Annotated in this window: 15 protein-coding genes, 1 tRNA gene and 1 other annotated feature; of the genes, 14 read left to right on the top strand and 2 right to left on the bottom strand. The window is 44.0% G+C overall.

Annotated elements, in window-relative coordinates; all coding sequences use genetic code 11:
* Positions 1 to 119: 119 nt before the first annotated feature.
* The 3 genes from F6K64_RS02490 (at position 120) to F6K64_RS02480 (ending at position 2520) form a co-directional block, all read left to right on the top strand.
* A complete protein-coding gene (locus F6K64_RS02490) occupies positions 120 to 1736 on the top strand; it encodes a glycosyltransferase family 39 protein (protein WP_008180533.1) in 1617 nt (538 codons plus the stop codon).
* Positions 1737 to 1756: 20 nt separating this feature from the next.
* Positions 1757 to 1921, top strand: coding sequence for a hypothetical protein (locus tag F6K64_RS02485; protein ID WP_008180531.1), 165 nt, complete (start codon positions 1757 to 1759; stop codon positions 1919 to 1921).
* A gap of 161 nt (positions 1922 to 2082) precedes the next feature.
* The gene (locus F6K64_RS02480) at positions 2083 to 2520 is read left to right on the top strand and encodes a GNAT family N-acetyltransferase (RefSeq protein ID WP_008180527.1); all 438 of its coding nucleotides are present in this window, start codon (positions 2083 to 2085) and stop codon (positions 2518 to 2520) included.
* 116 nt (positions 2521 to 2636) lie between these two features.
* Here the strand turns inward: F6K64_RS02480 and F6K64_RS02475 are convergent, their stop codons facing one another.
* Entirely contained in the window at positions 2637 to 2945 is a 309-nt protein-coding gene (locus tag F6K64_RS02475) for a helix-turn-helix domain-containing protein (protein WP_008180525.1), read from the bottom strand.
* Positions 2938 to 3330 (bottom strand): type II toxin-antitoxin system RelE/ParE family toxin, encoded by a 393-nt coding sequence (locus F6K64_RS02470; protein ID WP_044492385.1) that lies wholly within the window; start codon positions 3328 to 3330, stop codon positions 2938 to 2940. The genes F6K64_RS02475 and F6K64_RS02470 overlap by 8 nt, the downstream gene beginning before the upstream one ends.
* 100 nt (positions 3331 to 3430) lie before the next feature.
* On the opposite strand from F6K64_RS02470, the gene F6K64_RS02465 reads away from it, so the two are divergent.
* From F6K64_RS02465 to rplL, 11 genes are all read left to right on the top strand, one after another.
* Positions 3431 to 6586, top strand: a complete 3156-nt coding sequence (locus tag F6K64_RS02465) for a phospholipid carrier-dependent glycosyltransferase (RefSeq protein ID WP_008180522.1) — start codon at positions 3431 to 3433, stop codon at positions 6584 to 6586.
* Between the two features lie 661 nt (positions 6587 to 7247).
* Complete coding sequence (locus tag F6K64_RS02460) at positions 7248 to 8420, top strand: zinc metalloprotease (RefSeq protein ID WP_131827128.1); 1173 nt, start codon at positions 7248 to 7250, stop codon at positions 8418 to 8420.
* Between the two features lie 112 nt (positions 8421 to 8532).
* Positions 8533 to 8895: a 50S ribosomal protein L19 gene (gene rplS / locus F6K64_RS02455; protein WP_287248026.1), complete on the top strand. Its 363-nt coding sequence runs from the start codon at positions 8533 to 8535 to the stop codon at positions 8893 to 8895.
* 179 nt (positions 8896 to 9074) lie between these two features.
* A complete protein-coding gene (locus F6K64_RS02450) occupies positions 9075 to 9224 on the top strand; it encodes a hypothetical protein (RefSeq protein ID WP_158026589.1) in 150 nt (49 codons plus the stop codon).
* A 351-nt stretch (positions 9225 to 9575) separates the two neighbouring features.
* Positions 9576 to 9648 (top strand) — tRNA-Trp (locus F6K64_RS02445).
* Positions 9649 to 10330: 682 nt separating this feature from the next.
* Positions 10331 to 10558 (top strand): preprotein translocase subunit SecE, encoded by a 228-nt coding sequence (secE, locus tag F6K64_RS02440; RefSeq protein ID WP_008188891.1) that lies wholly within the window; start codon positions 10331 to 10333, stop codon positions 10556 to 10558.
* On the top strand, positions 10558 to 11175 hold the full coding sequence (gene nusG, locus F6K64_RS02435) for a transcription termination/antitermination protein NusG (protein WP_008188893.1): 618 nt from the start codon (positions 10558 to 10560) through the stop codon (positions 11173 to 11175). Before secE ends, nusG begins: the two co-directional genes overlap by 1 nt.
* A 10-nt stretch (positions 11176 to 11185) precedes the next feature.
* Positions 11186 to 11611, top strand: a complete 426-nt coding sequence (gene rplK, locus F6K64_RS02430; protein ID WP_008188895.1) for a 50S ribosomal protein L11 — start codon at positions 11186 to 11188, stop codon at positions 11609 to 11611.
* 174 nt (positions 11612 to 11785) lie between these two features.
* Complete coding sequence (rplA, locus tag F6K64_RS02425) at positions 11786 to 12502, top strand: 50S ribosomal protein L1 (RefSeq protein ID WP_008188897.1); 717 nt, start codon at positions 11786 to 11788, stop codon at positions 12500 to 12502.
* 484 nt (positions 12503 to 12986) lie between these two features.
* Positions 12987 to 13155 (top strand) — a sequence feature (ribosomal protein L10 leader region).
* Positions 13156 to 13289: 134 nt separating this feature from the next.
* On the top strand, positions 13290 to 13856 hold the full coding sequence (gene rplJ / locus F6K64_RS02420) for a 50S ribosomal protein L10 (RefSeq protein WP_008188899.1): 567 nt from the start codon (positions 13290 to 13292) through the stop codon (positions 13854 to 13856).
* A 102-nt stretch (positions 13857 to 13958) separates the two neighbouring features.
* Complete coding sequence (gene rplL, locus F6K64_RS02415) at positions 13959 to 14363, top strand: 50S ribosomal protein L7/L12 (protein WP_008188901.1); 405 nt, start codon at positions 13959 to 13961, stop codon at positions 14361 to 14363.
* Positions 14364 to 14453 lie beyond the last annotated feature (90 nt).

The following is a 14453-nucleotide window of genomic DNA, read 5'->3' as shown; positions in this document are numbered from 1 at the left end:
AGGGAGTAGGGAGTAGGGAGTAGACGTTAGGAATTAAGTACAAAAACCATTAACCTTTATATCTACAATATTTCTATCTAAAATACTGGTGAATGGAATCCCAACCACCAATTTAATATATGACGAAACCATCTAAGCAGTATTTTTCCCTAAGATGGCGATTTTTAATTATCGTCCTTTTACTGCTAGGAATCTTCTTCCGCTGCTTCAATCTAAACCATAAAATATACTGGCACGATGAGGTTTATACCTCAATTCGGAGTTCTGGCTACACTGGATATGAAGTAATTAAGGAAGTTTTTGATGGTAGGGTGATTGGTGTTGAAGACTTACAAAAGTATCAGCATCCTAATCCTGAAAAAGATTTAGGCGATACTATTCATGCCTTAGCTAAAAACCCAGAACATCCACCCCTCTATTATTTAATGGCGCGGTTTTGGCGGCAGCTATTTGGTGCTGCTGTCAATAACCCTAGGGGTTTATCTGTTCTGTTTAGCCTGCTGGTTTTCCCAGCTATCTATTGGCTATGCTTAGAATTATTTGAATCCCCTTTAGTGGCATGGGTAGCTGTGGCACTTTTGGCGGTATCTCCCTTTCATGTACTCTACGCTCAAGAAGCAAGAGAATATAGTCTATGGACACTGACTATTATCCTATCTTGTGCGTCTCTGTTACAAGCTATCCGCAAAACTAAGGATAGTAAAAAAGTAACACACTACCTCTGGTCATGGGTAATCTATGCTGTCACCTTGTCCCTTAGTCTTTACACATTTCTCTTTTCTATATTTGTTGCCATTGGGCATGGAATTTATGTCTTTATTATAGAACGGTTTCGCTTTAATAAAACTATTTTTGCTTATTTCATAGCATCTGGTGCCGGGTTTCTAGCCTTTTCCCCTTGGTTAGTTGTGGTGGTTACTAACTTAGCTGTCATTCAGCATAAAACCCATTGGACAACTATTCAAGTCCCTTTATCATTGTTGGTAAAAATCTGGGGGATAAACCTTAGTTTTATCTTTTTTGATTTTGGAATACCACTGGAGCATCCATTTACCTATATAATTCCACCAATTTTAGGAAGTTTTGTGGGATATGCAATTTATTTTATCTGTCGTTATACTACCCAGCGAGTTTGGTTACTGGTTTTAACGTTAATCGTTATTACTGCATTAGGGTTAATCTTACCAGACTTAATTTGGGGAGGACGACGTTCAGTGAGTAGTCGGTATTTTCTACCTTGCTATATCGGAGTGCAGCTGGCTGTTGCTTATGTAATTAGTATGTATATAACTGGGTCTCTATCCAGGGCTAACTTAATAAAGGCTAATTTAAGAACACAGAAGGTCTGGAAAGGAATAATAGCTGTGCTGCTTACAGGGGGAGTTATCTCTTGTGCTATTATTTCCCAAACAGAAATCTGGTGGAACAAGCAAGTTGGGGGTAACAATCCTACTATCGCTAGGATTATTAATCAAACTGATCGACCTCTGGTAATTAGCAATGTTTCTTCAGTGAATCCTGGGGATGTGATTTCTCTTAGTTATTTATTAAATCCTCAGGTAAAATTTCAGTTAGTCATTCCCCCTAATATTCCCGATATTCCTCAAGGGTTTAGTGATGTGTTTCTATTTTATCCATCTGAAAATTTGCAACAAGGACTTGAGGAAAAGTATAGTACTAAAATAGAGTGGTTTGATGAGTCGAGTGTCAAGCCCCTCGGTAAGTTAAGGCTTTAAGTATAGCGGTTTTAAATTAGGTGAGATACAAATCCTTGGGTTTTAGGGAACAGGGAACAGGGAACAGGGAACAGGGAACAGGGAACAGGGAACAGGGAACAGGGAACAGGGAACAGGGAACAGGGAACAGGGAAGAAAGAAAAAATCCTGTGTACCTCATTAAGATAGAAACCACTATATTATAATTTAAGTAGTTAATAATTGGGTAAGCATTCAGCTATCAGCTTATGGGCTATGGGTACGCTACTTGAAGTGCTGAGGTTTCTTTTAAGCTGACGGCTGACGGCTGACTGCTGTTGGCGTAGCCTGCGCGTAGCGCATATGCTTACATAATTGGAATAAGTAAATGGATGAGTTGACTATTAAAGTTGTTGGATATACTGAACGATTATCAGAAATTACGTTAATCAGGGTGCAGGTTTTTCAGATTGAACAAGGGGTAGCAGCGGATTTAGAGTTTGATGGTAAGGATGAAATAGCGAAGCATTTATTAGCCTATTGGAATAATCAGCCAGTAGGCACAACTAGGGTAAGATATCTAGATGATAAAACGGCAAAAATAGAACGGTTAGCTGTCTTGTCTGATGCTAGAGGTAAGGGCATTGGGAAACAGTTGATGATTAAAGCATTAGAGTTAGCTGACCAAGCTGGAATTAAGGTAGTGGTAGTTCATGCTCAAGAGTATGTGAAAGGGCTTTATGAAAAGTTAGGTTTTGAAATAATGGGAGACTCCTTTGAGGAGGCTGGTATTGTTCATGTGAAGATGGTAAATGAGTTAATATAATTGAGCTAAAAAGGTGACAATAAATAGGTAATCGTGATGCATCGCTACTCCCTAGTCCCTAAAACCCTACACGAAATTACGTCATCGAATTGAGAATTGCTATATTTGCAAATGGTCTATGGAATCAGATTTGCGGTAGGGATAAACGCGATCGCTACCCGGTGATTGAGAGCGCGAGAGATTTTTTGCAACATCGAAAGGGAGTGTCCTTCATAATCAGCATCTTCCAGTCGTGCAATCACAGGCTGCTTTGTACCCACAAGTTCTGCAAGCTGTTTCTGGGTTAACCCCGCTTTTGTTCTGGCTTCATAAATCAACTGTGCCACCTCTGCATTAAGAGAAGCTTCTGCTATCATTTCCTCCATCTCGGGGTCGGTACGAATTTTCTTGTTAAGAATTTTAATCGCATCAGAAGTCTTAGTCATTTTCTTCCTCCTCTACATAGGTATGAACATGTGCGTTTTCTTCAAATAAACCCTTTCTCAAGATTGCCCTTTCAATATCAATGTCCGGTACTGCTGCTTGTTCCTTGGTAATAGCATGGGCGAGAATCGTCACATTCTGTCCGTAAAAAAAATACAAGATACGATACTGCACACGACGATGCTTTGCCCTCAACTCATAAATACCAGAACGCAGATAATCTGCCACTGGACGACGCAGTTCATATCCAGATGCCGCAAGTAGCTTAATTCGGGCAACACAGTTGGCATAACCTTTACGGTCTGACTGCAAAAGTTGCGTCAACCATTCTAGGACTGGAACTTCCCCATCCTCCTCCTGGAAGAAAACAACACGGGTTTCCGGCACAGCACACCATCCTAATATAACAATATTGTTATAATAAGTCAATATCACTACAGGTAAGATTGTTGTAGCTAATTCATCTGAGCACCTAGCACTCACCACTATGAAAAGACGCTTGAGAGATCCAGTAATTCTAGGACTAATTTGGCTAGGGAGTGGATTTTGCGATCGCATTTGGTTTGCCCTAGATCACTCTGTTCCAGCTTGGGACCAGGCGGATTATTTGACCGGTTCCTTGAATTACTGGCAAGCGTTGCAGCATCCTGAGTGGTTCTCTGGGGAGTGGTGGAGCAGTTTTTGGGCAATTTCCTCAAAAGTCCCGCCATTGACTTATATTATTGCCGCAATGGTTCAGCAGCTGTTTGGAACCGAACCAGAGCTAGCTACGATAGCGCTAGTTTTATGTAGTGGAGTGTTAATTGCTTCAGTTTATGGATTAGGGCTGGTGTTATTTAACCGCCGGGTAGGGTTATGGGCTGCTGGTTTAGTCATGTTGTTACCAGGACTATATCGCTACCGTTTAGAATTTTTGCTGGATTATCCCTTAACCACAGTAGTCAGTTTGTGTTTTTGGTCTCTGACAGTGTGGTGGAGTTTGGCAAGGGCCAAGACACCCTTATCCCGAACCACAGTAAGACAAGGATGGTTGTGGGGGTTGGGGTTTGGGCTTTGTTTAGGATTAGCGTTGCTAGTTAAGCAAACCGCCTTATTTTTTCTATTCGTGCCAATCGCTTGGGCTGGGGTGAGGGTTCTGTGGCAGAGGCAATGGCAAAGGTTAGCTCAATTAATCGGGGGTTTGCTGGTATCAGTTTTGCTATTTGGTCCATGGTACCGGATTAATTGGTTGTTGATATTGACCTCTGGCAAGCGAGCAACCATTGATTCCGCGATCGCAGAAGGAGACCCAGCCCTCAATACCCTTGATGCTTGGGTTTACTACTGGAAAATCTTACCTTACCTGATCTCTTGGCCGCTGTTGTTAATACCGATAGTAGGACTATTAATTTATGGGCTCAAGTATGGGCTCAAGCAATCCGCGATCGCAAAATCGAACAATCTGCCATCCCCCCATCCCCCCATCTGGTCACTAACCTGGCTAGGGGTCTTCATAGTGGGTGGTTATCTATTGTGTTCATTGAATATTAATAAAGATGCTCGCTATATTTTGCCATTAGTTCCAGTGCTATCACTGTTTCTGGCTTATGGCTTAACCTGCTGGACTAATCGTTGGGGTAAACCGATGCGTTGGAGCACGGTAGGGCTAGCAACTGTACTGATGATGTTGAATCTATTTCCATTAGGAGGTAGAGGATTGACTCAATTACTTAGTCCCCGTGTACAACATTTTCCCTACTTAGGACAGCCATGGCCTCATCGGAAGGTAATTGCTGAAATCATCAAGACTCAACCTTACTTGCGCTCTAACTTAGGAGTATTACCATCAACCCCAGACATTAACCAACACAACTTCAATTACTATGGTGCATTAGCCAATTTCCAAGTATACGGGCGTCAAGTGGGAACCCAAGCCAAACAAGTGAAACAGGATATGCGATCGCTTTCTTGGTTCCTCACTAAAACTGGTGCCCAAGGGTCAATCCCAGAATCCCAAGCAGCTATTGTTCAGGCAGTTGAGCAAGGGTCAGAGTTTGAGCTACACCAGACTTGGGAATTACCCGATGCTAGCCAACTGAAACTGTATCACAAGCGGCAGCCACCAATAGCCGTAAAACCATTATCGATCAAGCCTGTGGGTGACCAATCATCCATCAAACCCACTAGTTTCAATGGCAATGGTTCACTGAGCACTACTCTCACTTCAAGTCCCAGAGTTAAATTAGAGCAAGTCACCATACCAGAAACATCTCCTGCTGGAGTACCTGTACCAGTAACTTATCAGTGGACTGGTTCTTGGGAGCAATTAAAATCTGGCATCGTTATCCTAACCTGGCAACCGGTAGATTTGAAGGTTGGTAAGTTGTTCGCGAAGCGTGGCCTTTTGGCCAAGGTTAACAAGTTGAAGGTTGGTAAGTTGTTCGCGAAGCGTGGCCTTTTGGCCAAGGTTGACCCGTTGTTCGCGAAGCGTGGCCTTTTGGCCAAGGTTGGCCAGTTGTTCGCGAAGCGTGGCCTTTTGGCCAAGGTTGGCCAGTTGTTCGCGAAGCGTGGCCTTTTGGCCAAGGTGGGCCAGTTGTTCGCGAAGCGTGGCCTTTTGGCCAAGGTTAACAAGTTGAAGGTTGTTCGCGTAGCGTGGCCTTTTGGCCAAGGTTCAACCGATACTAACCTGGAACCTAACAACCTTCAACCTTCAACTGATACTAACCTTCAACCTTCAACCGATACTAACCTTCAACCAAACAACCTTCAACCTTCAACCGATACTAACCTTCAACCTTCAACCGATACTCACCTTCAACCTTCCACCCAAACTAACCTTCAACCTTCAACCGATACTAACCTTCAACCTTCAACCCAAACTAACCTTCAACCAAACAACCTTCAACCTACCTTTCGGGAACGCCAAAGGCGAACAACTCACCGATGGTTACACGACCATGGTATTGCCATGGGAGAACTACACTCTTCCCAATTACCACCTGCCAATTCTCAATTTCAAGTCATTGAACGGATGGCGATGTTTCCCCCAGCAGATATCCCAGCTGGAAGCTACACCCTGAAAGCAACTTACCTGAATCGACAAACTGGCGAAACCTATCCGATACAAGTACCAACAGTTACCTTGACCATCGATCCCGCAGCTAGCCCCATACCTGCACCAGAACTAGATTTAATCACCCAAATGCGGATATTATCCACTAATTTACCTAAAGGACTCAATGGCCTAGAACCAGTTTTTGAAGAAACTGCCCGCATTAACCAGTACGATCCGATTCAGGACTACTTAGAACAAGCAGATTTAGCCTTAAGCTATCGGCTGGAATCGGAACCGAATAACCTAGACTTGGCCTATGCTCTGGCCTTGAGTAGGGTATTGCAGCAAGATGTAGAAGGTGCGATCGCAGCATTAAAGCGAGTCACCCAACTTGACCCCCAAAATCCCTATGCTCACGCTTATCTTGCCTTCGTCTATCTCTATGATTGGGATGGAAAAGATGGGGAAAAAGCCCTGAAACCTGCCCTTAAAATCAACCGGACTATTCCCGAACTACAAGCCCTATCTGGTATAGCTGCCTTGATGCAAGGTAATGTGTTCAAAGCTTGGAGTGTTATTCAGGGATTAGATCTTGAAAGCGATCGCTAATTGTAAGCTATCAGCTATCAGCGTGTCGCGTATCAGCGTGTCGCGTATCAGCTTTGGGCCTGTGGCCAAGCTACTGTTCGCGCAGCACCTCAAGTAGCGCAATCGCTGCTTTTGAATAAAATAAGCACCTCAAGTAGCGTGAGCCTTTAGCTCACGGCTGACCGCTGACGGCACCTCAAGCAGCGTGCGCGTAGCGCATATGCTTACGGCTAATTTTCTTTCATTGTGAATAAATTGTGAATCAATGTGTCAATAATACTAAAAAATTTAGTCTTCGTCTTCTTTGGGTCTTTGCGTTTACTCATACCAATTTACCGATACCGATTACTTAATATAGCAGTCGCCAGGGCAGTTAGGACATGACAAAAGTCTCACACCCTTTGTAAGCGATGCAGCGCGGTCTTGGGGGTTTCCCCCATGAGCGACTGCATCAAGAAGCGCAAGAGTTTGACTTCTGACTTCTGACTTCTGACTTCTGACTTCTGCTATATTTCGCAATCATAAAATTTACTAGATTTATAAAATTTCCGTATTTTTATTGATGTTATTCAATTAAATTTGATATTTAATTGAATTAAAGCGGATTTCAAAAAAACAGGTCATTTGATATTGAGCAAACTAATCTGCCAATAGATTTTAATGTATGAAAATCAAAAATCTTATGAAAACAAACTCCAAAAACAAACAACCTATGGATTTACTCAAACTGACACAAAACCTATCACTAGCCATCCTAGGGTCTGTTTTGAGCTTCGCCGCCATTGAAGTTGCTAACCCAGGACGCTCTGACGCTTTTGTAATTTTTAACCGGTCTGGTAACACACTCGGAGGTGGCTCCCGATGGGATGCAGCTCCAAGGACTATCCAAGGACAAGATCGTTCCTTGGACGGCGGATTGCGATACTCACTACAGGGCGGTTCCTATCAAGCTTACCGAGATTTATTCACCTGGGATATTGTTCCTAGTGTCAACGAGTTTCAAAATGCCATTGAGGCTGCGTTCAACGCCTGGACTGTAGTTGACCCAGTTTCTGGGTTAGGTACCGATTTGTCATTTGTAGCAGATTTAGAGACATCAGTAATAGGAACCGGTACAGGAGGCGTTCACCCAGATGGTGCCGAGATTGACCTGTTGGCATCGACAGATGCAACTTTCTGGAATCCTGGAAATACCTCACCCCAAGGTGAATCGTTTTTCTATTACATCAACGATACTGTAACTCTCACTTCTGGAACGGAAAATTACGCAGGCTCAAGCGCCATTATCGGGGCAGATATGACCTTCAACAATAATGCCGGAACAGTATATACCCTCGACTTTTTCAGGCGATTGTTGACCCACGAGATCGGTCATGCCATTGGATTAGGGGACATCGAAGGAGACATCAGTGCTAATAGATTTATCGACGACAACTATGATGGCAGTACTAGCGCCACAGCTCTAGCCACATTGAGCAACCCGATTGCCCAACTAATCGATCCCCTCAATCCAGCTGCTTCACCATTTTCATTGTTTACAGTTCCAGATCAGGATCCTGGTGTTGACACCCCAGGCGTAGATATTCTGATGGAATCCCGGGGACTAGGTATAGCTCCAGGGAACCCAGTCACCAACCTTAGCCCATTGGTTAACGATGACTACGCTGGTCGCCAGTTCCTGTATCCAGTGTCATCTGAGGCTAGATTTTCCTCTGAGGCTAGAGTTGATGAACCTACTGCTACATTAGGTTTACTAGCCCTTGGTATTATAGGTGTACGTTTGAGTACTCAAGGCAAAAAAAGCAAGCAACAGAGAGTAGATACACCTACGAGATCAGCTATTTACACCAAATAGACAGACACAGACACAGGTAGTGGTGCTGAAGTCCTACCTTTTCCCAAAAAATTCTAGACTTCAAGTCTTTCTTTGGGATATAATCAAAAACTGGTGCTTTTAGGCAAAAACCATGAATGCTCAAGAAATCATTCGTTCCATAGAAGCGGAACAACTTAAGGACAACGTCCCTACCATCTACGTCGGTGACACCGTGCGTGTAGGGGTACGGATTAAAGAAGGTAATAAGGAACGGATTCAACCCTATGAAGGCACTGTGATTGCCATGCGCAATGGTGGCATTAATGAAACGATTACAGTACGCCGGATTTTCCAAGGGGTTGGTGTGGAACGGGTTTTTCTACTCCATTCTCCAAAAATTGCTAATATAAAAGTAATCCGTCGAGGCAAGGTACGTCGAGCCAAGCTATACTATTTACGCGATCGCGTTGGTAAGGCTACTCGCATCAAACAACGCTTTGACCGTAGTTTATAACCTTTTTCTGGCCTAGCATCAGTTTGGTGTAAATGGCAAAATTAGGGTTAGTAAACAGTTAGAGAAAATGTTGCCGAGTCTACCAAAAACTTTTATTATTTGTTAGACTTAAATTAGGGTAACACCGACAGGGATTATTATGTAACTTAAATTAAAGCCGAAAACCAAGGATTTAATAGTTGCGCTATATCCATACGGTGGAACCAACTTTGTTGACATTTTTATGGCGCTCGCGGGATATTCCCGAGAGCTTTGGGAGATACCCCCTGGATGCTATTGCATCTTGCATTGGCGAACCTTGGTCTATCTTGGTAGACTTTGGTAGCTAAAAAGTATCGGTAAACTAAATAAAGCGAGAGGTTAGTAAACAGTTAGAAAAAATGTTGCCGAGTCTACCAAAAACTTTTATTATTTGTTAGACTTAAATTAGGGTAACACCGACAGGGATTATTATGTAACTTAAATTAAAGCCGAAAACCAAGGGTTTAATAGTTGCGCTATATCCATACGGTGGAACCAACTTTGTTGACATTTTTATGGCGCTCGCGGGATATTCCGTCAGAGCTTTGGGAGATACCCCCTGGATGTGAAAGCATCTTGCATTGGCGATACAGAATTTGCTTTTGGTAGATTTTGGTAGCTAAAAAGTATCGGTTAACCTCTACCTCTCTACTCCATCTGCGTCCTTAGTTCAGTTGGTAGAACGCAGGTCTCCAAAACCTGATGTCGGGGGTTCGAGTCCTCCAGGGCGCGCTCAAAATTGGTAGAATACAAAAGTTAGGTGCGCTCTTACTTGGCGAATTAAATTCTCCAGGGGTCGCACCTGTGCTATGCCAGGGTTTACCTGAGCAAATCCAGTGGTAGTCCGTCAGTTGAGGGGGCTGAGTAGCAGAGTTTGACTCAACCATCAGGACTAGTGGATTATTGTGGCAGGGATCCTACCAGCTAGACTATTGCTGACGCAAGGAGCAGGAAATTGACACCTGTAAATCCCACTTGTGTCTTCTAATCCCTGGCTGGATTAACTCAGCAACATACGCACATAGCACTAAGCACCGACCATGGTAGACAAATTTTGGGTTTAAAGCCCCATCCTTCAACGGAGGGCTTTGAGTTATAATTAGACCTAGCGGTAAAGCGCATATATAAAAAGCGTAGTAGGTCTAGCGGACAGCTTCTGATCCGGAACCCTGGTAGCAAAAATCCTAAATCTTGTATAAATTTGGAAGCCGTAGCACGAGAATTCAATAAATATCTTTCGGTGGGCTTTCCGTTTGGCAAATTTAATTCGCCACGGGTCGCACCGTTCCAAACGCCGCCGGGCAGACGGTGTATGCTTGTGGAGGGTAAAGTCGTTGGACTCCCGGAGAAGCAAGAATCCTCGCTGCGTTATTCACGAGGAGTGTCAATGCGTTGATGGGGGAAAGGAGAAGTTGTGGCGAAGAAAACAAAAGCTGAACCAGAGACTAAAGAAACTGAATCTGGGTTTAACCTAGGTAAGTTCTTCAACGAAACCAAAGAAGAACTCGCTAAAGTCGTTTGGCCTTCTCGGCAACAGTTAATTAGCGAATCAGCAGCGGTATTGTTGATGGTCATTCTGTCTGCCACCATAATTTACTTGGTAGATGGTTTATTTTCCTGGGCATCAGGACAGGTATTTTGATGAGTTTTGCTGCAGACGAATCCCAAGATTTCGATCAACAGGTATCAAAACCTGCAGGTTCACGTTGGTACGCAGTCCAGGTTGCTTCTGGCTGTGAAAAACGGGTTAAAACGAACTTGGAACAGCGTATCCAAACCATGGATGTAGGGGACCGGATTTTGAAAGTGCAGATTCCCCAAACACCTACGGTTAAAATCCGTAAGGATGGTTCTCGGCAACACAGCGAAGAAAAAGTTTTCCCCGGCTATGTGTTAGTCCAGATGGTGATGGATGATGAAGCTTGGCAAGTTGTCAAAAACACACCAAATGTGATTAATTTTGTTGGGGCAGAACAAAAACGCAGCTACGGGCGTGGACGGGGACATGTTAAACCCGTACCCCTCAGCCCTGGCGAAGTGGAGCGGATCTTCAAGCAAGCCGAAGAGCAAGAGCCGATTGTCAAAGTAGATCTGGCAGTAGGGGACAAAATCATTGTGCTATCTGGTCCGTTTAAAGGATTTGAAGGGGAAGTGATTGAAGTTAGCCCCGAAAGGAGCAAACTCAAAGCGTTACTCTCGATCTTTGGGCGGGATACACCAGTAGAATTGGAGTTCAATCAGATTGAAAAAACAAGCTAGACCCTAGATCATGGCTAAAAAAGTTGTTGCATTGATTAAGTTAGCGCTCCCAGCTGGGAAAGCTAACCCAGCTCCCCCCGTCGGACCAGCACTCGGTCAGCACGGGGTCAATATTATGGCATTCTGTAAAGAGTACAATGCCAAAACTGCTGATCAAGCTGGTATGGTGATACCAGTAGAAATTTCAGTGTTTGAGGATCGAAGCTTTACCTTTATCCTCAAAACTCCACCAGCATCTGTACTGATTAAGAAAGCTGCTGGCATTGAGAAAGGTTCAGCACAACCCAACCGCACTAAAGCTGGCAGCCTTACTCGCTCCCAGCTGCAAGAAATCGCCCAAACTAAAATGCCTGACCTCAATGCCAATGATATAGAAGCGGCAATGAAAATTGTGGAAGGCACAGCTAGAAACATGGGTGTAGCCATAACCGATTAGAAGGATGCATAGAAAGAGTGAAGGATGAAGGATGAATTTACACTTTCAACTTTCAACTTTCAACTTTCAACTTTTAACTTTCAACTTTCAACTTTCAACTTTCAACTCCAATGTCTTAAAGTAAACCATAGAGGGGGAGGAGTTTTACTTCGCTAAGTACCCCAGGAGATCTAAATGCCCAAGAAACCATCGCGTCGATTACAAGAACTAAAAAAGAAGGTTGAAGAGCGACCTTATGAACCCATAGAAGCTCTCAAACTCCTCAAAGAAACAGCCACCGCCAAATTTTCGGAATCGGCTGAAGCCCATATTCGCTTAGGAATTGACCCAAAGTATACTGACCAGCAACTGCGCACTACAGTAGCTTTACCGAAGGGAACAGGTCAGACGATACGAGTAGCAGTGATTGCTCGGGGTGAAAAAGTCTCGGAAGCTACTAATTCAGGGGCAGACATTGCCGGTTCTGAGGAGTTAATTGCAGAAATTCAAAACGGGATGATGGATTTTGACCGGCTAATTGCTACGCCGGACATGATGCCCAAAGTAGCCAGATTAGGTCGTCTCCTCGGACCACGGGGCTTGATGCCTTCTCCTAAAGGTGGTACAGTTACTAATGACATAGCTCAGGCAATTCAAGAATTCAAAGCTGGTAAACTAGAATTTAGGGCTGACCGTACTGGCATTGTTCATGTTATGTTTGGTAAGGTATCCTTTAGCCCCGAAGACTTACTGGTGAATCTCAAAGCTTTGCAGGAAACTATCGACCGCCATCGCCCATCTGGCGCAAAAGGTCGGTATTGGCGCACTTTATATGTGTCTGCCAGCATGGGTCCATCGATTGAAGTGGACATTGCTATTCTGCGTGAACTCAAGCTTGAGGGTGCCGCTTAAAACAGAACACTGACGAGCGAGAGTTAGCCACCTACTAATTTATTGGGTGGCCAGGGATCGCGCCGGGATAAATCCCGGCTATCGTGTTAAAATAGAATTACGAGTAAGAATAAGGTTGGTTACGTTGATTTTTTGCTAGTATGGTGAGATTCCAGCCAGTAAGAGACGGGGTTGATCCTACGACTATGGAACAGGCAAGTAATGCAGCAAAAAGTAGTGATTTATTGCCCTGATTTGTTTGGTACAACCACTCCGAAAGTTATTTAAATGAAAAGTAAATCCACAGGTTAACTTCTATGTTAATCCGTTCGCGTAGCGTGGCCTACGGCCAGGGAGGTAGGGCAGTTTTGAATCTGCCGCAACGATATACTAGATTAACTTCTAGATCAGACCGTGAGCTTAGTGGAGCGCGGTTTTAAACCGCGCAACGACATCCGCTCAGAATCCCCGTCTTTTCAAAGCGGGGAGAGTTCAAAAACTAGAAAATTGAAGAAGGCTTGCGCTGAAGACAGCAGGAGTAACTAGCTTAATATCCTGCCGAGGTTAAAGTACTATGTATCATCTGCCCAGGCACTGATCCTACAGTGAGTTCTATAGCGGTAATGATACGACCCTTAACCCCGGCCAAGTCTCCGGGGTTTTAGTTTGGTTATTTGTTATCAGTGAGATCATCGACGGTTGAATACTTATCATTCTTGGTTGAGAGTCAATTGAAAATAAATAATATTTATTTTTATTTATTTTTATTTATTTTCAATGAACAATTAACCAATTAACACTTAACAAAATGGGTAGAACACTTGACGAAAAAAAGACAATTGTGGCGGAGCTCAAGCAAACCTTGAGTGAGTCTCAGTTGGCTGTAGTTATTGATTACCAGGGGCTGTCGGTTGCTGAAATTACCGATTTACGGAATCGTCTGCGTCCCACTGGCACGATTTGCAAGGTGACCAAAAACACCTTCATGCGGCTTGCGGTGGAAGAAGACGAAAACTGGCGGCCAATGACAGAATTCCTCAGTGGTACTTCAGCCTTTCTCCTGGTCAAAGACGATGTTGGTAGTGCCATCAGAGCTTACCAGGAGTTTAAGAAAACCGCCAAGAAGACTGAATTTCGCGGCGGCGTGATGCAAGGTCAAGCCTTGAATGAAGAGCAAGTTAAGGCAATTGCTGACTTGCCTTCTAAGGAGGAACTGATCGCGCAAGTTGCTGGAGCGATTAATTCTATCGCTACCAAACTTGCTGTCGGTATTAATGAGGTACCAGCCTCCTTGGGTCGTAGTATTAACGAGGTGCCAGCTTCTTTGGGTCGATGCATCCAAGGGGTTGCTGCCAAGGAAGAAGGCAACAGCTAGTACTCGGTTTTCCCCCTTTCTGAGATTTGTACAACACTCAACTACAAGAGTTAAGTACAACACTCAACAAATTAAACAATTCACCTAAAAGGAGTTATATCAATGTCTGCTACAACTGATGAAATTCTCGAAAAATTAAAATCTCTCACTCTGCTAGAAGCTTCTGAGCTAGTTAAGCAGATCGAAGAGGCTTTTGGTGTCAGCGCTGCTGCTCCTGCTGGCGGTATGATGATGATGCCTGGTGCTATGGCTGGTGCTCCTGGAGCTGCTGAGGCTGAGCCAGAGGAAGAGAAAACTGAATTTGATGTGGTTCTAGAAGAGTTCCCCTCTGATAAGAAGATTGCTGTACTTAAGGTGGTGCGAGCAATCACTGGTTTGGGTCTCAAAGAAGCCAAAGAGTTGGTGGAATCTGCTCCTAAAGCGATTAAAGAGGCCATTGCTAAAGAGGCGGCTGAAGACGCTAAGAAGCAACTGGAAGAGGCTGGTGCTAAAGTTACCGTCAAGTAACATCTACCATCATGTCTGGTTGACTAATCATCATATCCCTTCTCGGGTAATGTAAGCATTCAGCGGTCAGCGGTCAGCCGTCAGCCGTCA

Origin of the sequence: Moorena sp. SIO3A2, assembly GCF_010672265.1 — a bacterium.
Lineage (GTDB): Bacteria > Cyanobacteriota > Cyanobacteriia > Cyanobacteriales > Coleofasciculaceae > Moorena > Moorena producens.
The sequence above is the reverse complement of the archived record's forward strand: the minus strand, read 5'-3'. Positions and strand labels throughout refer to the sequence as shown.